This window comes from Yoonia sediminilitoris (genome assembly GCF_003058085.1).
GTDB lineage: Bacteria > Pseudomonadota > Alphaproteobacteria > Rhodobacterales > Rhodobacteraceae > Yoonia > Yoonia sediminilitoris.
In genome coordinates, this window is record NZ_QBUD01000002.1 from 628,724 (window position 1) to 653,411 (window position 24,688).

The window sequence follows — 24,688 nt, forward strand, 5'->3', positions numbered from 1 at the left end:
TAACTAAAATCGGAAGGTAGTGAACATGAATTTTCTTCGTAGACTATTCGGCGGCAAGGAAAGCGCAGCACCTAGCCGTGCAAGCCGGACTGAAACGCTTGAACAATCATACCGTGATACAATCGGGTCGATCGTTGAAGACGACAGCGCGCTGGAGCCGGATGTGTCTGACATGCTGACCAACGTGAACTCCAAGGTGAACCAGGCTGATGCACCTGAAGCACCTGCCGTGAATATCTGGGACATGGAAGATAGTGGTTCGTCCAGCCTGCCCTCTGCGGCTGACTTGCAGGCAAGTGCCGCGCGGTCTCCGGCCCGTGCCCGCCGGACCAAGACCCGCCTGATCGGTTTTGACAAGTCTGACGGTGACGTCGTGGATATTTTCAATGACGCGCCCAAGTCGGCACCCGCGCAGCGAGCAAAGTTTCCTGTGGGCTGGATCGTGGTTGCCGATGGCCCGGGACGCGGCGAAAGCTTTTCGCTGTTCACAGGCATGTCCCAGATCGGACGCGGCGACGATCAGGCAGTGCAGCTTGATTTCGGCGACAACTCAATTTCGCGCACGAACCATGCAGCGATTGTTTACGACCCTGAAACCCAGGAATTCATGCTGGGCCATGGCGGTAAATCAAACATTGTGCGCTTGAATGACAAACCCTTGATCAGCAATGAGGTGCTGAAAACGGGGGATGTGGTGCGCATTGGTGAGACAGTTCTGCGTTTTGTTGCCCTCTGTAGCAGTGAATTCAACTGGAGCGGGGACAGCGCAGATGGGGAGGATGACGAAGATGTGGCGATCGCCTGAACCTCGTTTTGACGTCGCTTCGGCGATTTGTCAGGGCGGTAGAGACTACCAAGAAGACGCGATTGTCACCGATTTTCCTTTCGGTATGGACAGTGGTGTCGTGGTCCTTGCTGACGGCATGGGAGGACATGCCGCCGGTGACGTGGCCAGCAAGATTGTCGTCACGGAAGTCTATAGCGAACTGAAGTTCCAAAGCGCGAATTTCGCGGACTTTGAACATGAGATTCCGCAATATCTGACGGCTGCGGCGGTGAACGCGAACAATTGTGTGCGTGAACACGTTACGGAACACCCCGAAACGCGCGGGATGGGGGCCACACTTGTGTCGCTCGTCTTGGTTGAAAACCGCATGTATTGGATGTCGATTGGTGACAGCCCGCTTTATCACTACCGTGCCGGTCGGTTGCAGCAGTTGAACGAAGATCACTCCATGGCTCCCCAAATTGACTTTATGGTCAAGCAGGGATTACTGGACCCCGAAGCAGGCAAGAACCACCCTGACCGGAACTGCCTGACGTCCGTTATTCTGGGCGACCGTGTGGCCAAGTCTGACTGCCCGCGCACGTCTTATGAATTGCAGGTTGGCGATATTGTAGTGGTCTCAAGCGACGGGCTTCAGTATCTTGAAGATCCACGCATCCAGAAGATCCTGCACAAGTACCGGCGCCGCAAATCCGCTGAAATCTGCGGTTACCTGCTTGAAGCGATTGAGCAACTTGGCGATCCGGATCAGGACAACTGTTCGTTCTCGGTCATCAAGCTGAACCACAACAAGCCAGTGATCCGTGCGATCCGTGCAAAGCCTGCCGGACATATCGATGCGCACCAGTCAAATATCACCCGCGTTGTCGAAATGGACGGGAACAAGTCGTCCGAAGACCGCATTGTTGCGGCCAAGGCGATGGCGCGCAGCAAGCCCAGGGAAACGCTGTCAAGTGGTCTGTCGTTTCCCCCGCGTGTCAAGGAAGTGAAACCTGTCCAGTCCGTCGGTGCAAAGCACGATGGGCATGGTGCGGCATCCAGAGCCGCAGCTGACAAGGGCAACGGTCAGTCAAGGGAGGTTGAAGCGTCCACGCCACCGGCTAAACTCGCTTTCGGAGGCAAGTAATGGCGAATCAATCCACGGGCGCACGCGTCGAGGAACAGCTTGAACAGGCAGTAGGGTCAAACCTGCTGCCCGTTGGCGTTCAGGGCAAGGCGGAAAAACTCCTTGAACGTCTGCGGAAACCTGTCCGGCTTGCACTGCTGGGGTGGCCAAACTCTGGCAAATCAACGCTTCTGAATTTTCTGGTCGGTCAGACGGTCCTGCCGACAGGGGTTAACCTGCCGACATTGCAACTGGTCTATGGCAGCGAAGAAAGGGCGACATGCACCCTTTCAGACGGTTCAAAGATGACGATTCCGACAGTGGAGGCGGACGCAATTGCGGCCTTGTCACCCGTGTTCGTTGATCTTGAATTGCCGCTGCCCGCGCTCAAAAAGATTTCGTTACTCGAGGTCGTCGCACCCGATGATGCGAACGCGGTTCATCGTGCCAGCCAATGGGCTGCCGGGCGGGCCGATGTGGGGTTATGGTGCACGCAGGGGTTTAATCCGGCAGAACGCGCTATTTGGGCACAGATACCCGACATCATGAAAGACCATTCCTTCCTGATGGTGACGAAAGCTGACTTCCTCAGGACCAACGGCATGATGGAAAAAACACTTTCGACTTTGCGCGATGAAGTGGCCGATGAATTCAAACAGATTCTGCCGATTTCCGGGACACAAGCGATTGCGGCGCGGAAAGAAGACGGCACCGTCGACAAGGCGTTGATGCGCAACAGTGGCGGCACTGCGCTGATCTCGGCCGTACTCAAACAAGTAGAAGCGGGCAGGCAAAGCGCCGTCGATTTGGCCGATGTCCTGTTGCTTCAACATGCCGATGCACTGGCACCGTTGAACGCGCCAAACGCGCCAGCAGCACCGGCCCCCGCAGGGCCACCGCAAAAGGCCCCCGCACAAGAAACGCCCGAAGCTGAAGCGACCCCGCCCGCTGAAGAGGCCGCGCCACTGGTCGCTGGGTTGCAGCCTGCAACGCGTACTGCCTATGAAGGCGCAGTTGATTACATCGTCAAGAACAGCTTTGAGCTGATCGATCTGGCTGACACAATGCAGGACGATGCGCCGATGCAGATCATCGGCAAGGCCGTTGATCAGGTGCAGTGGGTCAGCGATCACCTGAACGAGAATGGCGACGAAAATGATCCATTGTTGCAGGACATGCGCAACACTGCCATGGACGCGGCTGACCTGATCCAACTGATGCAAATGGAGAAACGCGCAAGCGCCACGATCGAGGCGCTCAGCCTGCTTTTGCAGCTAAAGCGCGAAATACAGTCTGATCTGGCGGCATAAGCGGTAACCTGCCTGCGGTTTTCTGTCCGTCGCGCCACAGTTTTGCCCCGCTCTTCTGTTTCTATTATGTCAATAAAGACAGTGTAATCACTGTGATTTGGCGATAGGACCATCAACTGTTAATGGTGGTGCCAATAGTATCGATTGAGGACGGACAACAATGAAGATGGAAGAGCTGACAAAAGGGGATGGCTATAAAGTCCCTGCAGCGCACCACCCTTTCATGCGACTTGGTCTGGAAAAACTGGACCAGTTTCATGACGAGATTGCTGATCTCGAAGCAACGCTCGCAGACGTTGTAAGGCTTGGCGGCCAAGAGGCAGAAAAGAAATCAACAAAACTTATCAAGCAGTTACGCACTTTTGAACCAAGCGTAACCATGATTGGCCAGATCAAGTCGGGAAAGACATCTCTGGTCAATGCGATGATTGGCCGTCCGGCCTTGTTGCCTGCGGATGTGAACCCTTGGACTTCGGTCGTGACATCGCTGCACTTGAATGCGCCCTTGCCGCCGGATTCGCCGACGGCCAGTTTTCAGTTCTTTAGTCAGGGCGAGTGGGACCATCTGGTCGAAAACGGCGGCCGAATCGGTGAATTGTCCGCGCGGGCCGGTGCCGATGAAGAACTGGAAAAAGTCCGCGAACAGATCGCGGCGATGCGTGAAAAGACCAAGGCCCGCCTTGGCCGGAAGTTTGAACTGCTCTTGGGGCAAAAGCATAATTATGCGGAACTGACAGACGAATTGGTCGAGCGCTATGTCTGTATGGGCGACGATTTTGAGGATATGGAGGACGAAGACCAGCAGGGTCAATTCGCCGATATCACCAAATCCGCTGACGTTTATCTGACGGCACCGTCGATCCCGATGCCGCTGTGCCTGCGTGACACGCCCGGCGTGAACGACACCTTTATGATGCGCGAGCAGATCACCATCAATGCCCTGCGCGACAGCCGGATTTGCGTTGTGGTCCTGTCGGCCCACCAGGCACTCAGTTCGATGGATATGGGCCTGATCCGTTTGATCGCAAACGTGAAATCCCGCGAAGTCATCATCTTTGTCAACCGGATTGATGAGTTGTCCAACCCCGCTGAGCAGGTTCCTGAAATCCGCGAAAGTATCCTGAAAACCCTTGCCGATCACAACGGCCCCGAAGATCCAGAGCTGATTTTTGGGAGTGCGTATTGGGCCAATATCGCCCTGTCAGAAGACCTGAACGATATCGTCGCGGAAAGCGCTGAAGCCATGTTCAACTGGGCAGAGGTCGCCTTGGACGCTGGCACTGCTGGCATGCAGACGAATGAACTTGTCTGGCACCTGTCGGGTGTTCCCGCGCTTTATGCCGCGCTGGCAGAGCGGGTAGTCGAAGGGCCCGGTGCCGAAGTACTTGCTGCCTCGCGCAAACGCGCGCGGAACCTCGTTGGAGGCGTGCGTGCGTCCAATTCGATGGTGTCGATGCGGATGGACGGCGATCAGGTCGAGGTGATGCCGGCAGACCAGTTGATGGCGCATCTGGATAAACTTGAAGCCGACAATACGAAGTTCCTGAATGACAGACTTGATATCGTGTTTCAGCGCTTTGGGTCGCGCGTTGACCAATCCCACAAACGGTTTCTTGACCGTGCGCTGGAATCCCTCCTTCAGCATCTGGAAACCAATGGTGAGGACCAGATATGGCAATATAGCCCGGATGGTTTGCGTATGTTGCTCCGTACCAGCTATCAGGTGATGCGCCGCGATGTGGCCTCGACTTGTGATCAGGTGTTTGCCTCTGCGGCAGCCGATTTGGCCGAAACTTACCGCTCCGCCTTTGGCGTATCTGTTGAGAACTTTTCAATCACACCGCCTGCCGCGCCGGAAATTCCGGCCCCGGTTTCGCTGGGCCAAACGATCGCTCTGGATCTGCAAACATCATGGTGGAAAGGCTGGTGGAAACGTCGCAAAGGCTACCGCGCGTTTGCCAGCGGGTTCTATGATCTGATCGAAGCGGAAACATCGCCCATCGTTGATGAATTGAAGATACGGCAGGCCGAGGGCATCCGCAAAATGGCCGAAGCCGAATTGCGCGAATTCCTTGCGGAACAGCGCAGTACGCTCAGCGATATCAGCGCCAAAAGCACGCTTGGCGCGAGCGATTTGAAGGACATCTTTGGAATAACCGCGCAACAGGAACGTGAAGAACTGTTCGACTATATCTATGATGAGCTCAGCGACGGCGCTCCCGAAAAGGCTGGGGAAGTGACCTGATGGCGGAGCCGCGCAAGCCCCGCATTGCGCTGATGGGCGAATTCAGCGCGGGCAAAAGTACCCTGTCCAACCTGTTGCTGGGGTCTCGGCCTCTTCCCGAAAAGGTGACAGCCACACGGCTATCGCCTGTGTGGATGTCATACGGCACCCAAGCCCCCTATCGCGAGGCGATGGATGGCAGCACCGAACCTGTGTCCCTTGATGCGCTTGAAGACATACCCGTTGACGAAACCCGCGTGATCCGCCTGTTTCTGGATGCCGACATTCTGGACGTTATCGACCTGATCGACTTTCCGGGTATTTCCGACCCCAACATGGCCTCGACGGTTTGGGAACGCGTCCTGCCCGAGGTCGATGCTGTGATATGGTGTACACATGCCACGCAAGCCTGGCGCCAGTCCGAGGCCGCAGTGTGGGAAACCATGCCCGAGCCCGTACGCGAACATTCGATTTTGCTGATTACCCGCTATGACAAGTTGACCACCGACAAAGACCGTCGTCGTGTCTTTAAAAGGGTGCGCCGCGAAACTGACGGCCAGTTTGGCGGCACCTTTCCTATTTCGCTGCTGCAAGCGCTCGAGGCTGGCGACGACTACGATAAATGGGACGGCAGCGGCGCAGGCCCCTTTGTTGACCATCTGCTGGAGACGATCCAGAAGCTTTCAACCTTGGCCGCGCGCAGTCCTCAACCGCTTTATAACATCACCGGCGACAACGCTGTGCCGGAACCTGCGGCACCGCCAGTCGCTCCTCGGCGCGTCACCCGCATGATCGACCCCGATCAGCCAAAACGCAGCCGCCCGCCCAGCAGACCAAGTGAAGACCTGAACAAGAGTTGACAATTATCCGGCTTTTCGCGGCCTTCCACTCCTGACCGATTTCGCGTATCGACATATGTAGTGGGATTTTTCAGTGGGCTAATGATATGGTTGTGGATGATTTAGACGCCTTGCAGGGCAAATTTGAAGGTATAGAAACCGTGGCATTTGCCGACTTGTCCACGCAGATGATACTTGTGACGAATTCAAATTCGAACCAACGGCGCGAAGCCTTGGAGATGCTTTGCGCAGAGGCCACGGTTGCCTTGGGTTCTGCTGACAAACCTGCGTTGGGCGACACACCCAGCCCCGCCGCGTTTGTGGCGACCAAGAACCAATTGCGCATTTTCCTACGGGCCCCGGGTGAACCCTCTGACGTATTGTGCTGCGTGTGCAAACCCGACGTGGATGTGGCATCGTTTCTGTCAGACGCAAAACCCTGTCTTGCCAAGATCAGTAGTGGTACATGACTGGAAATGTCTCGAACACATCAAGGACCGCAGGCGTGACCGACTTGACCGCCCTTGCCACCAAGTTGGCCGCATTGATTTCAGAGGATGACGTCTTTGTCGCCGGTGGTAAGCGTGTCATCAGCCACGGGGATGATCCGCCCGCGATGGTCGCGATCCTCAGAGAGGTGGACAACACCGTGCTGGAACGCACGTTGGAGTTTGGTCTGGATGATGTGACCGTCAGCATTTCTGCGGCAGGTCGCCGTTTGCGCGGTGTTGTTGCGATCGACAGCGACATGCCCGGTAAGGACAAGATCATTGGCCACATACTCAGTCAGGAAGAGCCTGACCTGCTCAAGGCTACGGGTGCAATGCTGAACGATTTTTGCGCCAACGCAAAAAGGATCACTGTGCTTAGCGGGCCGCCGCAGATGTTGGGCAGCAGTGCGGAAAAGGGCCTTTCGGTGGCGACCCTTGCCGAGGTCTGGCAGGTCAATATGGACGCCCGCGCCGCCCCCCCGATGGAGCGTTTCCTGACAGCCAACAAAGACAAGATGATCGGCCATCTTTACATGTCCGGCAATGATGTCATTGGCTCAAGCGGAGACACTGCCCGACTACAGGAAGTCTGGGACACCCAGATTGACATGTTCCGCAAGCGCCACAAGGCTGCCCAGCCCAAACTGGACGGCCCGGTGCTGGTCTGTCTCGATGCGGTTCTTGGGGGGCAGACAAGCGTCGCGGTTGGAAGTTTCGGCAAGGAAAGCTGTCTGTTTTCCTACCTGCCCATCGACCTGCCTGATCTGATTTCATCTTGGAACGCTGTGACGTCCTAAACGTCTCCCCATAACTGAAACGCCTCGCAAAGGGCGGCCCGGCCGATCGACCGGGCTTCCATTTGATCCTTATCCTATGCCGTCGGAACCGGGCAACGGTGTGAAATCCAGACCCACAATCAGTGGATCATGATCTGACGATGCAAAGATGCCATCATTATAGAACCGCTCGTCCTTGAACGATGTGTCATAGTTGATCAGGTCCGGTTCATCAGCATTGATGTGCCATTCTGTCGCCCCGGTCACAAAAGCGGCCAGTCCATCATCGGCAAGGCCCTGATCCAACGTCCCGCGCTGCCCGTCAAACACAAAGCTATAGGCTTCGTCCTGACCGATAAATGTGTCGATCAGGTCAACCAATCCGGCATCATCGTCAAGATGTTGCACGGGGTCCTCTTCGGCATAGGCGTTCAGATCGCCAAGCAGCAGATAGTTGGTCACGCCGGTTCCGTTGTAGTCATTCGCGATCCAGTCGCCCAATTCGACCGCTGCATCCAAGCGCACCTGATTCCAGAAGCCTTGCCCATCGCCTTGGTCAAAGTTGGGATCAGCACGCAACGCATCCACATCTGCCTGTGTAAAGCCGGTGGCAGTACCGCTATCCAATGCCGTTTGCGCATCATCGGCGAGCGCTTCAAGCCCGCTTGACCCCTTTGATTTGAAGTGTGAGGACACGACGGTAAACTGTTCGCCCGTTGCGAGGTCTTCAAAGGTTGCCGCGACCGATGGCCTGTTACGCTGGAAATCCCCGAAACCCGGATCAATCACACTGGCCAGATCATAGGTGGTTTGGGCGGATGCCTCGTCAAACACCAGCGCCTCTGTATAGACCAGCCGCACCGCGTTTTCGTCATAGATGATCGCTGTTGAAATCGCATCGGTGCCCACAAATCCGGTGCCTGTGTCAGGTGCTGCAAAGGCATAGGATGCGCCTGACCCCGTAACAGCAGCTTCGGCGTTCAACGCGTCAACCAGCGTGTCCACGGCTGATCCTGCGCCAAACCCGTTGTTTTCGATCTCTTGGAGGGCAAAGACTTCCGCCCCTGTTCCTGTGATAGCAGCCACCAGTTTTTCGGTCTGGCGCACCAGCTCCGCATCATTATCAGCACCGCGCGGGTTAAGATCACCGTTTGGCCCCGTACCGGCGCCTGAGACATCAATCGTCGTGAAGTAGTTCAACACGTTGACACTGGCGACCTGCAAGCTGCCGCCTACATCATCGGGCGTATCCTGACGGGCACCACCGTTTGTGCTTTCGTCGATATCGAGTGTCTCGGTCACGACCAACTGGTAGTCACCAAAGGCATAGGTCATGACGCCGGTCACACTGTCATTGATTTCAGCGCCCAGACGGATGGTCGTTCCGCCGTCACCGAAATCATCATCCACATCAAGGAAGCCGTTGCCGTTGTCACCCGTTCCACCGGACACAAATTCGAATTGGTCAGGGTTCTGGCTGCTCTCGCCATCATCAAGGATCAGGCTGTTGTTTTCATTCTGCTCTTGCAGGGCCGCAATTTCGGCTGCCTCGGTTTGTGCATCAAACAACTGGGTCGGTTGCGTCTGTACCCCGGCACTGATCACCAACTGCCCAAAGCGGTCAAAGTTAAAGTTGGTAATCACAGTCAGCGGGTCGGGTGTGCCGCTGGTCACCGTGACCAACATACCCTCCACCGCTTCGTAGTCTGGCATTGTATCCGGCCCAAGCAGGATGCTGGCAGCTGTCGGGGTTGCCGCAAGCGTGGTTGTGACGACTTCGCTGCTGACGTTGGTCAACTGGGTTTGATCGAACCGTTCCTGCACATCTGCGGTCAGGCTGACGAGGTTACCAACCGCCACTGTGGGCACGGTGCTGGTAAAGACAAAAATCCCCTCGGACGTGGCTGCGTCACCATCAGCGTCGCTGTCTTCTTCCTGTATGAAGTAGCCGTTTGACACGATATGCGTGACGACCGCTTCAACGCGCACTGTCTGCCCATCCAAGGCAGAGGCCGCACCCGCCCCCTGAATCGCACTGATCAGCTGGTCGGTTGCAGGCGGGTCGACGATTACATCGTCATTGGCCTCGCCGGGTGTTGCATCCGCTGGAGCCAGCCACGTGCCATCATCGTCGCGCTGCAATGAAAAGCCGATAGGCGTAGAGCCCGTTTCGGCAACACCAATATCGGTTGATGTTTGCCCTGCCGCCGGACCATCCGCTGCGGTCAACGTGCCCTCGTAGCTGAGGAATTCAATCACTGTGTCGCCATTGACCAGCGCAAGCCCATCAGGCGCTCCATTCTGAAGCCCATTGGTGGGCAGGTTGATGACGTAATAATCATAGGTGCCATCGGTCGTCTGATCGCCAGCGCCAACCTGTTCAGTCCGGTAAACCGCTCCGTTGTTGCCATTATAGGCCACAACCGACAATCCGCTGACATCTGCCCCGGCATTCACGCGCACTTCGATGAACTCGCCGACGTCACTACCTGCATTATCATAATGGAATTCATTGATGCGGGCGTTCAGATCAAGCGGCCCGGCTGCATTCGCAGCCCCCGCTGTATTGGCTGCGGCCTCTGCCCAGCTTCCGTCATCATTGCGCTGAAGGCTGTCGCCAATCGCGGTGCTTCCCGGTTCACTGACGCCGATGTCAATCGACGTCTGCCCTGCCGCCGGACCATCCGTTGCGGTCAAGGTGCCCTCATAGCTGAGGAACTCAAGCACGGTGCCCCCGTCAACAAGCGCCAGCCCATCGGGGGAGCCGTTCTGGATGCCGTTCGATGGCAGGTTGAAAACGTAATAGTCAAAAGTGCCATCTGTCGTCAGGGTGGCGTCTGCAACAGCTGCCGTCCGGTACAGGCTGCCGTTACTGCCGTTATAGAAAGCAAGGCTGAGCGCGGATGCATCAGCACCCGCATTGACGCGCAGCTCGACGAATTCACCTGTGTCACTGCCTGCGTTGTCGTAATGCAGTTCGTTGATCCGGGCGTTCAGGGCGACCGGCACTGGCACATTCTCGGCGCCGGCTGTGTTTTCTGCGGGGTCGTCCCAGCTTCCGTCCTCATTGCGCTGAAGCGAGAAGCCAACAGGCGTTGACCCCGGCTCGCTGACACCGATGTCGGTTGAAGTGACGCCATCGGCGCTGCCGCCCACGGCAGTGAAAGCACCTTCATAGCTGAGGAATTCAATCAATGTGCCCGCGTTTGACAGGGCGATCCCGTCAGGAGAGCCGTTTTGCAGGCCGTTGGATGGCAGCGCCAGAACGTAATAGTCAAAATCGGCATCGCTGGTTCTGACGCCATCGCCGACATTCAGCGGTGTGCCGTAGGGCGCCCCGCCATTGCCGTTGTAACGCTCTATCGTCAGGGCGCTGACATCGTCGCCTGCATTGACGCGCACTTCGATGAATTCGCCGGTGTCGCCGCCTTCGTTGTCATAGTGGAATTCGTTGATACGCGCCGTGATTTCCGACACATCAGCGACAGTCACGACAATGGATTCAGACGTTACAGCCCCCTGTTCGTCCTCCACATTGATCGTGATATCATAGTTGTTGTCGGCGTCCGCGTCTGCGGCCGCTTCAAAATCCGGTGCGGTGATAAAGCTCAGCGCGCCGGTAAGCGCATCAATCTGGAAAAGGGCGGCATCAACCCCGCCAAGGCTGAAGGTCAGATCGTCACTGTCCACATCGGTCGCACTGATCCCGGCTGGAACGGCCGTGGTGTTTTCGTCGACAGTCACGTCATTTGCCGTCAGTTCCGGCGCGTCGTTTGTGCCTGCGATGGTCACTGTGACCGTGGCAACATCCGTGCCGCCTTTGCCGTCATCAACGGTATAGCTGAACGTATCGGTGGCCGTGTCGCCGACATTCAGGCCGTCAAACAGTGTGCCCGGATCATAACTGATCTGACCGTCAATGAAGGTGACAGTCGCACCCGATGCACTGGTTGCGTCAACCGCAGTGATCGCCAGCGTGTCCCCGTCAAATTCGCGGTCATTGGCAAGCAAATCCGCCGCCGCGATTGCCTGGATGCCATTTTCGTCCGTTTCGACCGCATCATCGCCAGCAAGGGCGGCATTGTTGGTGCCATCCAGATAGAAGGTGTAGTCATCGGCGGCGAAATAAAGCGCCTCAACACTATGAAGCCGGTCGCGGCCCGCATCTGACACCTCACCAATAGAGGTTACAGTCGTTGGGCCCCAACGCCCACGCCCCACATGCACATCATAGTCAGCAATCCCGCCTTCGTAGCGGGCGATATCGAAACCGAAGCCACCAAAAATATGGTCGTTCCCGGCCCCGCCCGTGATCTTGTCATCCCCGAACCCTGCAAAGATCCGGTCATTGCCAGCACCGGTTGAAATGTCGTCATTACCGAAGAAACTGAATATGTAATCGCTGCGATCGGACCCTGTCAGGATGTCATCCCCGAATGAACCGAACACGAAATTTTTGCGTTGAAATGTCATTAATAATCCCCACCAATTGAACTTTTTGTATTAATTGAACCTAAACTGTAACAGCATTGTCTCAGACGACGCACCTGTTAATCAATTATTAAGTTTGCATTGAGCGGCGCTTGGCTAGCCTGACGTCGCGGCAGCGCTGAGGTGCAAAGAAGTAAGGCAACAAATAATCATGCATCCTGCCGCGCAAACTGCTGCAATCGCCCCGTCGTTTTTTGAAGGCTTCGAAGAACGGTTTTTTGATGGACCTGATGGACCAGTATTCTATCGGATCGGCGGCAGAGGTGCGCCTTTGGTCCTGCTGCATGGGTACCCGCAGACGTCGGCGATGTGGCATGCGGTCGCCGCTGATCTGGCCCGCGACTATTGCGTGATCTGCCCCGATTTGCGGGGCTACGGGCGGTCGGTCAAGCCCGCCACCGACGCGCAGCACAGCCCCTATTCCAAACGCGCCATGGGCAGTGATGTCATCGCCCTGATGGATCATCTAGGGCATGACAGGGTCCTGTTGGGGTCTCATGATCGCGGATCACGGGTGGCGCACCGGCTGGCGGCTGACCACCCCCACCGCGTGCGCGCCATTGCCACACTGGACATTGCCCCGACCCGCGAAATGTATCGCGACGCCCGCAGCGGTTTTGCCCATACCTATTGGCACTGGTACTGGTTGACCCTGCCGCAGCCCTTTCCTGAAACGCTGATCGGCGCTGATCCGGATTTTTTCTGGCTTGGCAAATGCGGCGCGGGGTCGGCAGGACTGACACCCTTTGTCCAGCAGGCCTTGCATGAATATCTGACCTGCTTTGCCGATCCGGCTGCAATCCACGGTGCATGCGAAGACTACCGCGCCGCGGCCACAATCGATATCGCCCATGACGATGCCGACCCTGGCAAGCTGCAAATGCCACTGCTTGCGCTTTGGGGAAAATCCGGCGCGATCGAGGCCCACTTTGATTGCCTCGCGTTGTGGAAAGAAAGGGCAGACGACGTACAAGGACAAGCCATTCCTGGCGGCCATTATCTGGCCGAGCAATCCCCCACAGAGGTCATTGCCGCATGGCGCCCCTTCTTTGGCGCCGCCCCAACGTGAAAACACACTGCGCTCAAAAATTAGCCATTCGCACGATTTAGCGGCGAATAATCCCGCATAGCGACCGGAGTCACGCATATCCGCGTGGTCAAATCGGGACTCTGCACCCCGTCGCCAATACCCATTGTGCGTCTGTTACGGACAAATCAAATGCCGCGCAGCGGGCTTTCCTGGCAGAAACCTCCCGCCGCGCGACGACAACATCACTGTTGCGGGGCTGCGCGTATCACGCGCACCTGCCCAAATAAAGGGCAACGCGACACCGACACGGGGATAATCGTTTCGATGACCAAAAAATCATTTTCCGCTGCCATCGGCGCTGCACTGTTGGCCAGCACCTCCATGGTTGCCGCACAGGACTGCGCAGACCCGATCAAGGTCGGCGTACTTCACTCACTTTCGGGATCAATGGCGATTTCCGAGACAACTTTGAAAGACGCTATGCTGATGCTGGTCGAACAGCAGAACGCGGCGGGCGGCCTGCTGGGCTGCGAAATCGAGGCCGTCGTCGTTGACCCTGCCTCTGACTGGCCGCTTTTTGCCGAAAAGGCCCGCGAATTGCTGACTGTGTCAGAAGTCGACGTGATCTTTGGCAACTGGACATCTGTTTCGCGCAAATCCGTGCTGCCCGTGATCGAAGAGCTCAACGGCCTGCTGTTCTATCCTGTGCAGTATGAAGGTGAAGAAAGCTCCAAAAACGTGTTCTACACCGGTGCGGCGCCGAACCAGCAGGCGATCCCGGCGACCGACTATTTCCTCGAAGAGCTTGGCGTCGAGAAATTCGCGCTGCTGGGCACTGACTATGTCTACCCGCGTACCACCAACAACATACTTGAATCCTACCTCAAGGATAAGGGCATCGCCGAGGAAGATATCTTTGTAAACTACACCCCGTTCGGTCATTCCGACTGGGCAACCATCGTGGCCGACGTCGTGGCCCTTGGTGAAGACGGCAAGCAGGTCGGCGTGATTTCGACCATCAACGGTGACGCGAACATTGGCTTTTACAAGGAACTGGCCGCCGCCGGTGTCTCGGCTGACGATATTCCGGTCGTTGCATTCTCCGTGGGTGAGGAAGAACTCTCTGGTCTGGATACATCCAACCTTGTGGGCCACCTCGCTGCATGGAACTACTTCCAGTCCGCAGAATCCGAAGCGAACGAGGAATTCATCGCCGCATGGAAAGCCTTCGCCGGTGAAGACCGCGTAACCAACGATCCGATGGAGGCCCACTATATCGGCTTCAATATGTGGGTGAACGCGGTCGAGGCAGCAGGCACCACTGACGTTGATGCGGTGCGCTCAGCGATGTACGGGCAGGAATTCCCGAATCTGACAGGTGGCACAGCCGTGATGTTGCCAAACCACCATCTGGCCAAGCCTGTTCTGATCGGTGAAATTCAGGCTGACGGGCAGTTTGATATCATCAGCCAAACCAGCGAAGTCCCCGGCGATGCCTGGACCGACTTCCTGCCCGAGTCCGCCGTGCTGACGTCGGATTGGAAAGACCTTGGCTGCGGGATGTACAACACAGAAACAGAAACCTGCGTGCAGTTGACCTCTAACTACTAACCATTGCCGGGCGCGCTGGGCATCCAAGCGCGCCCGTCACTTTTCTGATATCCAGAAAGCCCCCTTATGCATCGCCTGATCCTTGCCTTCGCTCTGCTTTTGGGCCTGACCCCGGCTGTCAGCGCACAAACGCTGCAAGACATCCTGCAAACCCACGCCGATGAGGTAGCCAAACCTGGCCGGCGCACCGTCGGTGTCGTGCTTGATGATCTGGCGGCCTCCGGCCTGCCTGGCGTGGCCGTATTCCTTGAAAAATGGCAGGACAAGTCGGTCTGGCAGCGCGACGATGGGCAATTCTTTATCGCAGCTGAACAAGCCGACACACTGCAACTGACGGACATCGATAGCGGCGAGGAAACCAGCGCAGCAAAGGATACATTTACGCAGCTCAAGCCGAACGGGGGCGTACGCCGTGTCATCGCAACCGCGCTGGTGCAATTCCAATTGATGGACCCGGACGTTGAACGGCGCACCACGGCAGTCGCATCCATCGCGCGAAGGCCGGATGCATCCCAGTTGGGGCCACTGCTGGGCGCCATCGACGGTGAAACGGACGCCGCCCTCAAGGCCCGCAAGATTCAGCTTGCCAACTTCCTCTCGGCCAGCTTTGCAGAAAATACAGAGGACCGGATCGCAGCGATCAACAGCCTCTCGACCGACACCAGCGTCGAAGCACGCGCCGTCCTTAACCAGATACTCACCACATCCCCCGGTCTGGCCACGTCCTTGCCGACTGACCAAAACGTGGCCGGGGTCCTGACCCCGGGCGAAGACATGACGCGCGATGAAGCCTATAGGCTTCTCGTCGAGGCAGAGCTTGCCGCCCCCCGCACCCCGCCCGACGTCATCCGTGCTGCACTCGAAGCAAATGTCGTTGACGGGCGTGTCGGCAACATCCCAGTGGCACAGCTTGGCAGCACTGCAAATCGTGAACGCGCCTATGCGCAATTGGCGGCGGTAGGGACTGTCGCCCCTTTGGTCACCCAATCCGACCGGAATGCGGCGATCGACGAGTTTATTTTCTTTGAAACCTACGATGAAGAAGACAAAGCCATCACACAGGCCGCCGCAGCAGCACTTGGTGCGGTTGAAAACCGGGTTGCGGCCGGACAGACGATTGATCTCGCACTTGACGCGCTTTCCCTTGCCTCAATCTACTTTCTGGCAGCCATCGGGCTGGCGATTACCTTCGGGGTGATGCGGGTCATCAATATGGCGCACGGTGAATTCATCATGATGGGGGCCTACACCGGCTATGTGGTCCAGCTGTTCGTACCCAGCTATACAGCTTCGATCATCATCGCCCTGCCGCTCGCTTTCGCTGTGACCTTCGGGGCCGGTGTCGTGATGGAAAGGCTGGTGATCCGCCACCTCTACCACCGGCCGCTGGAAACACTGCTGGCCACCTTCGGCATTTCCATCGCCCTGCAACAGCTGGCAAAGAATATATTCGGCACACAGGCGCGGCCGCTCACATCGCCTGAATGGCTGGATGGCGCACTGGTCTTCAGTGACGTCGTGCAAATCAGCTATATCCGGATCGCCATTTTCGTCCTCGCGCTGATCTTTCTGGGGCTGATCCTCTATGTGCTTAAACGCACCCGGCTCGGGCTCGAAGTGCGGGCGGTCACGCAAAACCCCGGCATGGCCGCATCTATGGGAATCAACCCCGACCGGATCAACATGCTGACCTTTGGACTTGGGTCCGGGATTGCCGGGATTGCAGGGGTCGCCATCGGACTCTACGCCAAGGTCACATCCGAAATGGGGGCGGATTACATCGTACAAAGCTTCATGACGGTTGTGGTCGGCGGCGTTGGTAATGTCTGGGGCACGCTGGCCGGGGCCTCGCTGATCGGCTTCCTGCAAAAGGGGATCGAATGGCTCAACCCCTCCAACACATTGGCAGCCCAGACCTACATGATCCTGTTCATCATCCTCTTCATCCAATTCCGGCCCAAGGGCATCGTCGCCCTCAAAGGCCGGGCGGCAGCGGACTAAAGGCAATGACAATTCTTATGGCCAAAAATATCCTGGGGAGGTCTGGAGGGGTGAAACCCCTCCAGCGGGGCGACACCGTAGGTGGCGCAAATGGATAAGACATTCATCGGGCGCAACCCCTCCGTGTTGTGGTTCCTGCTGGCGCTTGGGCTGTTCACAGCAGGCGTGACGATCCTGTCCGAAGCCGGGCTCAGCGTGATCTCGACCTCATTCGTCAAGACATTGGGCAAGACGCTGTGCCTGTGCCTGATCGCCATCGCAATGGATGTGGTCTGGGGCTATTGCGGTATCCTGTCATTGGGACATTTCGCCTTTTTCGGGATTGGCGGCTATGCCATTGGCATGTGGCTGATGTATGCCCGCACCGAAGGGATCGTGGTCGAAAGCCTGTCGTCGCAAGTGATCCCGCCCACACCGCAAGAAATCACCGACGCGATTGGAAACCAGATTTTCGGCGTCGTTGGCAGTTCTGAATTTCCCGCGATCTGGGCCTTTGCCGACAGCCTGTTTCTGCAACTGCTTATGGTCATTCTTGTGCCGGGGCTGCTGGCGCTTGTGTTTGGCTGGCTGGCCTTCCGCAGTCGGGTGACAGGGGTATATCTGTCGATCCTGACGCAAGCCATGACGCTCGCCCTCGCGCTCTACCTTTTCCAGAATGACAGCGGGTTGCGGGGCAACAACGGCCTGTCGGGCCTACAGAATATTCCGGGTTTTGAGGACACACCCCAATCCACCATTTCGCTGGCCTTCTTCCTTGGTTCTGCATTGGCGCTGGGGCTTGGCTATCTGCTTTTCGCCTGGGTCGTGTCGGGCAAGATGGGCAGTGTCATCAAGGCAATCCGCGACGATGAAGCACGTGTCCGGTTTCTGGGTTATCAGGTGGAAAGCTACAAGCTGTTCGTCTTTACACTGACGGCCATCGTCTCGGGCATCGCGGGTGCGCTCTATTATCCGCAGGCGGGTATCATCAACCCGGCCGAAATTGCCCCCATTGCATCGATTTACCTGGCCGTCTGGGTCGCCATCGGCGGGCGCGGGCGGCTCTACGGGGCCGTGATCGGCGCGGCGTTTGTGTCGCTGTTATCCAGTTGGTTCACCAGCGGCGGCGTGCCCGCCGTCAATCTTGGCTTCTACACGATCCAGTGGACGGACTGGTGGCTGGTCTTGCTGGGGGTCTCTTTCGTGGCCGTCACGCTTTTCTTCCCCAAGGGCATCGGCGGGCTGTTTGACTATCTGGTGAGGAAACCATCATGAGCACGCTTCTCGAAGTCGATGGCGTCTCGGTCAGCTTTGACGGGTTCCGCGCGATCAACAACCTGTCAATCCAGATTGGTGAGCCGGAACTGCGCGCCGTGATTGGCCCCAACGGTGCGGGCAAGACCACATTCATGGACATTATTACGGGCAAGACCAAACCGGACGAAGGCAAGGTCATTTGGGGTGAGCGAAATATCTCGCTGTTGGGGATGTCGGAGAGCCAGATCGCGATGGCAGGCATCGGGCGCAAATTCCAGAAACCGACGGTGTTCGAGGCGCAGACAGTGCGTGAAAATCTGGCCATGGCCTTGCGCAACCCCCGTGGCCCTTTTTCGGTCCTGTTCTACAAGAAATCCCGCAACGGTGCCGCCCGAATCGAGGAAATCGCTGAAGAGGTGGGTTTGACCGATTCGCTTACCCGGCCCGCCGGGGAACTCAGCCACGGACAAAAGCAATGGCTTGAGATCGGCATGTTGCTTGCACAGGACCCGCGCCTGCTGCTGGTTGATGAACCCGCCGCCGGCATGACCAGTCAGGAACGCGAACACACCACAGACCTGCTGAAAAGGGCTGCACAAACTCGTGCCGTTGTGGTGGTTGAACATGACATGGAATTCGTGCGCCGTCTTGATTGCAAAGTCACTGTTTTGCACGAAGGGTCGGTGCTGGCCGAAGGCAGTCTTGACCATGTCACCGCCGACCAGACGGTCATCGACGTTTATCTGGGGCGTGGCTGATGCTGGATGTCGAAAATCTGACCCTGCATTACGGGCAAAGCCAAATCCTGAACGGAATCGATCTGACGGCGAACGTGGGCGAAGTCACTGCGGTGATGGGCACCAACGGGGTTGGCAAAACCAGCCTGCTCAAGGCGATTTCCGGGCGGCACCCCTATTCGGGCGGCAATTTGCTGGTCGATGGGGCAGACATGCACCACCCGACGGCGTTCAAGGCCGCCCGCGCCGGTGTCGCCTATGTCCCGCAAGGCCGTGAGATTTTCGCGATGATGACCGTGCGCGAGAATATGGAAACCGCCTTTGCCTGCCTACCCAAGGATCAACAGTTTATCCCCGACCAGATTTTCGAACTTTTTCCTGTCCTGAAAGACATGGAAGCGCGGCGCGGCGGTGATCTGTCTGGCGGGCAACAGCAGCAGTTGGCCATCGCGCGCGCGCTGATCACAAAGCCCAAGGTGCTGCTGCTTGATGAGCCGACCGAAGGCATCCAGCCCAATATCATCCAGCAAATCGGCCGCACAATCAGCCTGCTGCGCGAGCAGGGGGAAATGGCAATTGTGCTGGTCGAACAGAACTTTGATTTTGCATACGGCCTGGGCGATCGTTTCGCTGTCATGACCCGCGGAGAGATCAAGACACGCGCCGACAAGGCCGACATGACTGCAGAGCGTCTGTTGCAGGAATTGGCCCTTTAACTGATGTCCTGCGCCAGTTGATCGGCCAGAAATGCGGTGAAATCCTGCCCAAGATCAATCGTTTCGCTGACCCCCCATTTGCCCAGAATGATCGTCCAGCGCCGTTCGACGTACTGCGCATATTCCAGCCTGCTCAAGACCCCCAGATCTGACCGGCATGGCAATGTTTCGATGGGCATTGGCGCGTTGACCAGAAACGCCGTGTCCAGCACAGATGTGACCACGATAGGGAAAAGCCCATCGGTGAAAGAGATCGCACAGGTCGCATCTATGGTTTCGGCCATGCGCGGGCTGTCGCTGCCCAAGGCGGTTACAAGGACCCTTGGCCGCGTCTCCATTTCGGGGTCATGATGGTCAAGTGCATAAGCAACCGTGGATGCGGCGGGCAGGGATTTTTCAAGCAATGCTTCCGCGGGTGGCGCAGGCACATATCTGCGCCTGAAGAGCGTGGGCATTTTCACAGGCCGTTTTGCGCCAGAAACTGGCGCACCTCATTCTCGATTGCGACAACCCTGTCGGGGTCCAGTTGCGGGATGATGCGTTCCAGCACCTCGTCTGCGCGTCTGTGCCGACCTGCCTTGGCGAACAGCGCATTGCGCAACGCGGCCTCAAGGTCAATGCCCCCTTCAAACACCCCACGTTCATAGCCGCGCGCAAGTTCTATATATCCCGCCCTTGCGCCACGGCGCGTTGCGGCCAGAAACATGTCGCGGGCACGGTCTGGGTTGGCGGCAACGTCGTCGTTGCCGTTCAGATAGAAGCGGCCTGCATGCAAAGGCGCAAAACCGTTGCCCAGCCCCATCGACTGCTCAAGCAACGACAGACCTAATGCCGTATCGCGCGCAACACCTTCGCCCTGCACATAGGCGCGCCCAAGGTTCGCCATCGCCGTTGTTTGCCCCTGTTCAGCGGCTGATCGGTACAGGCTCACGGCTTCAGCCCGATCCTGCGTCAAACCGCGCCCCGACCAATAGACATCAGCCAGCGCATTGGTCGCATGAGGCCATCCCATTGACGCCGCAAGACGCAACCACAGCACCCCCTCATCAAGGTTTTTTTCCACGCCCCGCCCGTTGAGGTAAGCATTGCCAAGGTTGGTGCGCGCACGCGGGTTACCCACCAAGGCCGCCCGCCGGTACAGCGCCGACGACAGGTCAAGGTCACGTTCGCCACCGCGACCAAGCCGGGCATTGAAACCCCGGTTCACCATTGCCGCACTGTACCCTTTGGCAATCGCCTGATCATAAAAGGCGTTGGCCCACTCAAAGCGGCGGGCTTGATCAAGCGTGCGTGCAAACTGGAACAAAAGGCGCGGGTTATCGGGGTCGTCAGCCAGTTCAAATGCACAGGCGCGCAGGGCGCGGCGAATGTCCATCACCCCGGCGGACACGCCGGGCGACAGTTTGTTCGGGTCAACGGGGTCGGCGGCTTCTTCGTCGCATTGCGTCGCGATGGCCGACAATCCGGTTTGCGTCTGTGGCAGCTCCAACGGCCAGATCCGGAATGAATCGCGCAAGACATAGGCACCGGACTGGTCAAGGATGGGCTTTTGCCGTCCACCCTGATCTGGTGCCGTTGTGGGATCAGCTTCGACATCGCGGGCGATGGACTGGGCGGACAGATCAACGCCATCCCGCGATAGGGTTTCACCGTCGACTTGCGCCAACTGAATGGTCTGCAACGCTGCAGCCTCGTCCGCAAAGCGGCTGTTGGGAAAAGTCTGAAGGAACAATTCAACGTCGCGCTGGTCGATGCTTGTTTGCAGGAATTCCCACAGCACTTCATCAATCGGCGGCGCGTTTGAGCCATCGGGCGCCACCACATCAATGATGCGGGGACGGAACACATAGTCATTCTCGATCGATCCGGTGATCCATGGGATTTGCTTGCCACCCGTGGCCGACCGGACAGACCCGCGCACGGCCCGAAACGTATCATAGATATCCGCATCTGTTTGTTGCAGCGCGTTGGTCAGGGCCGTGGTGTACGGGCTGTTGGTCCCACCGGTCGAGTCATACGCAACTTCGCCCGCGCCCGTGGAAAAGGCGATCAGAACCTCGCCGCGTGGCGCTTCTTCAAAGCTGAAACCCGGTTTAAGGTCCGCACTTTCGTCCGGCACAAGCGCATTGCGGCAGGCATCCAGTATGACGATCTTGACCCCTGTTTCACTGGTCGTGACCGTTGCAAGCATATCGCTGAGGGTGATACCCGCCTCGGAAATCCCTGCCACGCTTGTCAAGTCCGCATCAACCGGCATCAGCAGGTTCTGATCCTGATATTGCAGCCCATGGCCCGCGTAGTACAAAATACCGATATCTGCCGTGGCAAGCGTAGCTGCAACTTTTTCTTTGAGCAGCGGGACCTGCGCCTTTGTCACATCGTAGTACAGGCTGACGTCAAAACCCAATTCGGTGAGGGTCGCCGCCAGCAGCCCCGCGTCATTGCGCGGGTTATCAAGCGGGGCACCCTCATATCGGGCGTTCCCGATAACAACGGCGGCCTTGGTCTGGGCTGCCAGTTGGGCAGGCAAAACCGATAATATCATGCAAAAAATAGCTGGGCGGATCATGTAATATGTTCCTTTCCGGTTGCGCGTAGATATCTACCCAGATTGACAGGTTTTGCGCGCGCGGTCATCCTTTGGATGTCGTTTCCGTTCATTCACAGGCGAAAATGCAGATATTACCGGACCTGACTGCGCCAAAGACCTATGCCCTTTTCACGGCAGCCAGCAAGCGTGACTGGCTTGCCTATCGCGCCGTGTTTCGTGGCAAGTTGCCTGACCTGATCCCTGATCAGGCGCATATTTATGTGCGCGACTGGCTGGCGCGTGAAACGGGTGAGTGTGATCCCATCGGTCTGATTGACATGGCAGAAGCCGACGACAGTCTGAACGGTCTGGGACTGGTTGCAGCGGCCCTTTTGGCCATGCGGCAGGGGCGGTTTGCCCAAGCCGCCACACTGGCCGAACGGGCCTATGCCGCAGACCAACACGAGATTTTCGCCCAGCGCATCTTTCTGTCGGCCAAGGAAGAACGTCGCGATCTGCACCTTGCCGTGGATGATTGGCTGGCTGACCGTTTCTGTTCAAACCCCTTCACCGATGTCGAAGTGATACAGTCGCGCGATATCTATACCTGTTGTGCGGCATGGTTGCCCGCAGCCATCGGCGCGGCGGATGATCCAGACACAGACCCTTGGCGCGGCCCTCGCGCGCAAGAGCTGCGGCGGTCGGTACTGGATGGTGACTTTTCCTATTGCAGCCGCCTGAACTGCCCCAAGATTGCGGGCCGCCAATTGCCCCGCAGGGACGCGGTGGGCGACCCGCAAATGCGCCGCCATATCGACCGGCAAACCCCGGCGATCATGCCGGACCCGGACCGGGTTTTGCTGTCATACGATACCTCCTGCAACCTGTCCTGCCCGTCTTGTCGGGTCAAGCTGATCAGTCTGGGGCGCAGTCAGGCCACCAAACTGGACAGTTTTTACGAGGCTCACGTTGCCCCGCTTTTGACGAACGCCAGCCGGATCAAGATCACAGGCAGCGGTGATCCGTTCGGCAGCAACCACTTCCGCCACGTATTGCGGCACCTGACAGCGCAAAAAGTGGAGGCACCGCGCCTGCAGCTGCAAACAAACGGCGTGCTGTTTGATGCCCGCGCGTGGGATGAACTGGGGCTGGAAGGACATGTCAAATCGGTCTGGGTGTCGGTCGATGCGACCGAACCGGAGACCTACGCCATTTTGCGCCGCGACGGTGATTTCGACCGGCTGATGGCGAACCTGCAATTTCTGGCGAGCAAGCGGAAAGCAGGTCAGATCGGAGAACTGCGGCTGGATTTTGTTGTGCAGGTCGCGAATTTCAGGCAGATGCCCGCATTTGCCGAGATGGCGCGCGATATTGGTGCCGACGGTGTCCATTTCCTGATGCTGCGCAACTGGGGTACCTTCACGCCTGAGGTCTTTCAAAGCATGGCTGTCACATTTGACACCCATCCCGATCATGCAGAATTTCTTGAGGTCCTGAATGACCCTCGACTGAACGCACCGGGGGTCGATCTTGGGAACCTCGGGCAATTGCGACAACCCGGCGCGCCAGCGGTGCGCACCACCAAAACCCCGCCGATGGGCGACCCGAAGGACGCAAAACTGATCCTTGTGCTTGGTGTCCAAAGGACCGGATCAAACTACCTGTTCGGCTGCCTTGATCGGGTCAAGGAATTCTACACGCTGCGCGAGGTTTTCAACCCACTTGGGGCGTTCGGCATGACCTTCCACAAGCAAATGGGGCTACGGCATTTCGGCGCGTTACTGGGGCAGACTTTCACGTCGGAGCGTGACCCGCGCCTGTGTGAGTATGTGCGGGCCGATCCGGCCGAGACCTTACAACATCTCAGGGGATTGGCGGCCGGTATGGGGCGCAACGCGGTCGCGCTCAAAGTATTTGATAACCAGCTTCAGAACGCCAACCTTTGCAATGAGATATTGAGCGATCCCGCTGTCGTGCCTGTCCTGCTCAAACGACAACTACTGGCAAGCTACATTTCACGGACCAAGGCACGCATGGCAAACGTCTGGGCACGTAAGGATGTAACAGGACTGCGACCCGAGATTGACGTTGATGACTATCTTCAATGGCAGGATGCAACGATTGGCTGGTACCAGCAGTTAGAGGACGCAATGCAGCGGCTTGGCAAAACGCCAATAAATCTGACCTATAATCAGATAACCCGTGGCAGTCCCCGCGAGATGCTGAACGCGCTTCTGTCGCAGTTGGGGCAAGCAGGGGTTGTCAGTATGCCTATAAGGGATGATTTTGACCCACCATTGATGCGCCAGGACACCACAGATGACATCTTTGACAGGGTCGCAAACGGTAACACCCTAAAGAACAACCTCAGGTCCCGGGAGCAACTTCAGATTGCGTTGGATATCCCGCTTCGCCCAGAAACGCGAATTTATTGACCGAAATCCGCAAAAATGTTAACGATTGAGTGCATTTGAGTGGTGATCGAAATGAAATACGTCGCGGCACTTCTGACTTTGACATTATCGGCCTGCGGTCTGCTTCAGCCCACTGATGGGTGTGAACCATCCCCAAGCGAAAAGTCCGCTTGGGATGCAGCAAGGTGGTCCAATACCGCTAACGCCTACAAATCCTATCTGTCGGAATACCCCAACGGCTGCTATGCGCCAGCCGCAAATTTCATGTTACGCAGACCTGTTGAACCCGTCGCATTGCAGCGGGTGGTGTCAGAGCGGTCCAATATCGACAGGCTTGCGAGGGCCTATTGAACGGACGGGATTGCCGGTCAATGCATAACACAGGCGCGC

The 24,688-nt window shown here is 57.4% G+C and carries 18 protein-coding genes; 15 read left to right on the top strand and 3 right to left on the bottom strand.

Going from position 1 to position 24,688, the window contains the following annotated elements; translation table 11 throughout:
• The first annotated feature begins 25 nt into the window (after positions 1-25).
• The 7 genes from C8N45_RS07905 (at position 26) to C8N45_RS07935 (ending at position 7,553) form a co-directional block, all read left to right on the top strand.
• Entirely contained in the window at positions 26-805 is a 780-nt protein-coding gene (locus tag C8N45_RS07905; RefSeq protein WP_108385663.1) for an FHA domain-containing protein, read from the top strand.
• The gene (locus C8N45_RS07910) at positions 789-1,913 is read left to right on the top strand and encodes a PP2C family protein-serine/threonine phosphatase (RefSeq protein WP_108385779.1); all 1,125 of its coding nucleotides are present in this window, start codon (positions 789-791) and stop codon (positions 1,911-1,913) included. The genes C8N45_RS07905 and C8N45_RS07910 overlap by 17 nt, the downstream gene beginning before the upstream one ends.
• Entirely contained in the window at positions 1,913-3,202 is a 1,290-nt protein-coding gene (locus tag C8N45_RS07915; RefSeq protein WP_108385664.1) for a P-loop NTPase family protein, read from the top strand. The genes C8N45_RS07910 and C8N45_RS07915 overlap by 1 nt, the downstream gene beginning before the upstream one ends.
• 160 nt (positions 3,203-3,362) lie before the next feature.
• Positions 3,363-5,447 carry a dynamin family protein gene (locus C8N45_RS07920; protein ID WP_108385665.1) on the top strand — a complete coding sequence of 695 codons (2,085 nt, stop codon included), beginning with the start codon at positions 3,363-3,365 and terminating at the stop codon, positions 5,445-5,447.
• On the top strand, positions 5,447-6,286 hold the full coding sequence (locus C8N45_RS07925; protein ID WP_108385666.1) for a dynamin family protein: 840 nt from the start codon (positions 5,447-5,449) through the stop codon (positions 6,284-6,286). The genes C8N45_RS07920 and C8N45_RS07925 overlap by 1 nt, the downstream gene beginning before the upstream one ends.
• Before the next feature lie 86 nt (positions 6,287-6,372).
• Complete coding sequence (locus tag C8N45_RS07930; protein WP_108385667.1) at positions 6,373-6,735, top strand: hypothetical protein; 363 nt, start codon at positions 6,373-6,375, stop codon at positions 6,733-6,735.
• 35 nt (positions 6,736-6,770) lie between these two features.
• Positions 6,771-7,553 (top strand): hypothetical protein, encoded by a 783-nt coding sequence (locus C8N45_RS07935; protein ID WP_133175955.1) that lies wholly within the window; start codon positions 6,771-6,773, stop codon positions 7,551-7,553.
• Between the two features lie 69 nt (positions 7,554-7,622).
• Here C8N45_RS07935 and C8N45_RS07940 read toward each other — a convergent pair whose 3' ends face one another.
• Positions 7,623-12,005, bottom strand: a complete 4,383-nt coding sequence (locus C8N45_RS07940) for an ExeM/NucH family extracellular endonuclease (RefSeq protein ID WP_108385669.1) — start codon at positions 12,003-12,005, stop codon at positions 7,623-7,625.
• 169 nt (positions 12,006-12,174) lie between these two features.
• Between C8N45_RS07940 and C8N45_RS07945 the strand changes: the two genes are divergently transcribed.
• From C8N45_RS07945 to urtE, 6 genes are all read left to right on the top strand, one after another.
• The gene (locus tag C8N45_RS07945; RefSeq protein ID WP_108385670.1) at positions 12,175-13,092 is read left to right on the top strand and encodes an alpha/beta fold hydrolase; all 918 of its coding nucleotides are present in this window, start codon (positions 12,175-12,177) and stop codon (positions 13,090-13,092) included.
• Positions 13,093-13,434: 342 nt separating this feature from the next.
• Positions 13,435-14,664, top strand: coding sequence for an urea ABC transporter substrate-binding protein (urtA, locus tag C8N45_RS07950; RefSeq protein ID WP_375342464.1), 1,230 nt, complete (start codon positions 13,435-13,437; stop codon positions 14,662-14,664).
• Between the two features lie 66 nt (positions 14,665-14,730).
• A complete protein-coding gene (gene urtB / locus C8N45_RS07955) occupies positions 14,731-16,665 on the top strand; it encodes an urea ABC transporter permease subunit UrtB (protein ID WP_108385672.1) in 1,935 nt (644 codons plus the stop codon).
• Positions 16,666-16,755: 90 nt separating this feature from the next.
• Positions 16,756-17,919 (top strand): urea ABC transporter permease subunit UrtC, encoded by a 1,164-nt coding sequence (gene urtC, locus C8N45_RS07960; RefSeq protein ID WP_108385673.1) that lies wholly within the window; start codon positions 16,756-16,758, stop codon positions 17,917-17,919.
• Positions 17,916-18,659, top strand: a complete 744-nt coding sequence (gene urtD, locus C8N45_RS07965; RefSeq protein WP_108385674.1) for an urea ABC transporter ATP-binding protein UrtD — start codon at positions 17,916-17,918, stop codon at positions 18,657-18,659. The genes urtC and urtD overlap by 4 nt, the downstream gene beginning before the upstream one ends.
• Entirely contained in the window at positions 18,659-19,354 is a 696-nt protein-coding gene (gene urtE, locus C8N45_RS07970; protein WP_108385675.1) for an urea ABC transporter ATP-binding subunit UrtE, read from the top strand. The genes urtD and urtE overlap by 1 nt, the downstream gene beginning before the upstream one ends.
• Here urtE and C8N45_RS07975 read toward each other — a convergent pair.
• Both C8N45_RS07975 and C8N45_RS07980 read right to left on the bottom strand, forming a co-directional pair.
• Positions 19,351-19,809: a hypothetical protein gene (locus tag C8N45_RS07975; protein WP_108385676.1), complete on the bottom strand. Its 459-nt coding sequence runs from the start codon at positions 19,807-19,809 to the stop codon at positions 19,351-19,353. The two genes, urtE and C8N45_RS07975, sit on opposite strands and share 4 nt — an antisense overlap.
• Before the next feature lie 2 nt (positions 19,810-19,811).
• Positions 19,812-21,923, bottom strand: coding sequence for a caspase family protein (locus C8N45_RS07980; RefSeq protein ID WP_108385677.1), 2,112 nt, complete (start codon positions 21,921-21,923; stop codon positions 19,812-19,814).
• 104 nt (positions 21,924-22,027) lie between these two features.
• On the opposite strand from C8N45_RS07980, the gene C8N45_RS07985 reads away from it, so the two are divergent.
• Together C8N45_RS07985 and C8N45_RS07990 are read left to right on the top strand one after the other, a co-directional pair.
• Entirely contained in the window at positions 22,028-24,319 is a 2,292-nt protein-coding gene (locus C8N45_RS07985) for a radical SAM/SPASM domain-containing protein (RefSeq protein WP_108385678.1), read from the top strand.
• Positions 24,320-24,370: 51 nt separating this feature from the next.
• The gene (locus C8N45_RS07990; RefSeq protein WP_133175956.1) at positions 24,371-24,649 is read left to right on the top strand and encodes a hypothetical protein; all 279 of its coding nucleotides are present in this window, start codon (positions 24,371-24,373) and stop codon (positions 24,647-24,649) included.
• The last annotated feature ends 39 nt before the right edge of the window (positions 24,650-24,688 follow it).

What these genes read in the sequence shown, in the direction of transcription:
- C8N45_RS07905 (WP_108385663.1), top strand. Translation starts at nt 26, where the DNA reads ATGAATTTTCTTCGTAGACTATTCGGCGGCAAGGAAAGCGCAGCACCT.
- C8N45_RS07910 (WP_108385779.1), top strand. Translation starts at nt 789, where the DNA reads ATGTGGCGATCGCCTGAACCTCGTTTTGACGTCGCTTCGGCGATTTGT.
- C8N45_RS07915 (WP_108385664.1), top strand. Translation starts at nt 1,913, where the DNA reads ATGGCGAATCAATCCACGGGCGCACGCGTCGAGGAACAGCTTGAACAG.
- C8N45_RS07920 (WP_108385665.1), top strand. Translation starts at nt 3,363, where the DNA reads ATGAAGATGGAAGAGCTGACAAAAGGGGATGGCTATAAAGTCCCTGCA.
- C8N45_RS07925 (WP_108385666.1), top strand. Translation starts at nt 5,447, where the DNA reads ATGGCGGAGCCGCGCAAGCCCCGCATTGCGCTGATGGGCGAATTCAGC.
- C8N45_RS07930 (WP_108385667.1), top strand. Translation starts at nt 6,373, where the DNA reads ATGGTTGTGGATGATTTAGACGCCTTGCAGGGCAAATTTGAAGGTATA.
- C8N45_RS07940 (WP_108385669.1), bottom strand. Translation starts at nt 12,005, where the DNA reads ATGACATTTCAACGCAAAAATTTCGTGTTCGGTTCATTCGGGGATGAC.
- C8N45_RS07945 (WP_108385670.1), top strand. Translation starts at nt 12,175, where the DNA reads ATGCATCCTGCCGCGCAAACTGCTGCAATCGCCCCGTCGTTTTTTGAA.
- urtA (WP_375342464.1), top strand. Translation starts at nt 13,435, where the DNA reads ATGGTTGCCGCACAGGACTGCGCAGACCCGATCAAGGTCGGCGTACTT.
- urtB (WP_108385672.1), top strand. Translation starts at nt 14,731, where the DNA reads ATGCATCGCCTGATCCTTGCCTTCGCTCTGCTTTTGGGCCTGACCCCG.
- urtC (WP_108385673.1), top strand. Translation starts at nt 16,756, where the DNA reads ATGGATAAGACATTCATCGGGCGCAACCCCTCCGTGTTGTGGTTCCTG.
- urtD (WP_108385674.1), top strand. Translation starts at nt 17,916, where the DNA reads ATGAGCACGCTTCTCGAAGTCGATGGCGTCTCGGTCAGCTTTGACGGG.
- urtE (WP_108385675.1), top strand. Translation starts at nt 18,659, where the DNA reads ATGCTGGATGTCGAAAATCTGACCCTGCATTACGGGCAAAGCCAAATC.
- C8N45_RS07975 (WP_108385676.1), bottom strand. Translation starts at nt 19,809, where the DNA reads ATGCCCACGCTCTTCAGGCGCAGATATGTGCCTGCGCCACCCGCGGAA.
- C8N45_RS07980 (WP_108385677.1), bottom strand. Translation starts at nt 21,923, where the DNA reads ATGATCCGCCCAGCTATTTTTTGCATGATATTATCGGTTTTGCCTGCC.
- C8N45_RS07985 (WP_108385678.1), top strand. Translation starts at nt 22,028, where the DNA reads ATGCAGATATTACCGGACCTGACTGCGCCAAAGACCTATGCCCTTTTC.
- C8N45_RS07990 (WP_133175956.1), top strand. Translation starts at nt 24,371, where the DNA reads ATGAAATACGTCGCGGCACTTCTGACTTTGACATTATCGGCCTGCGGT.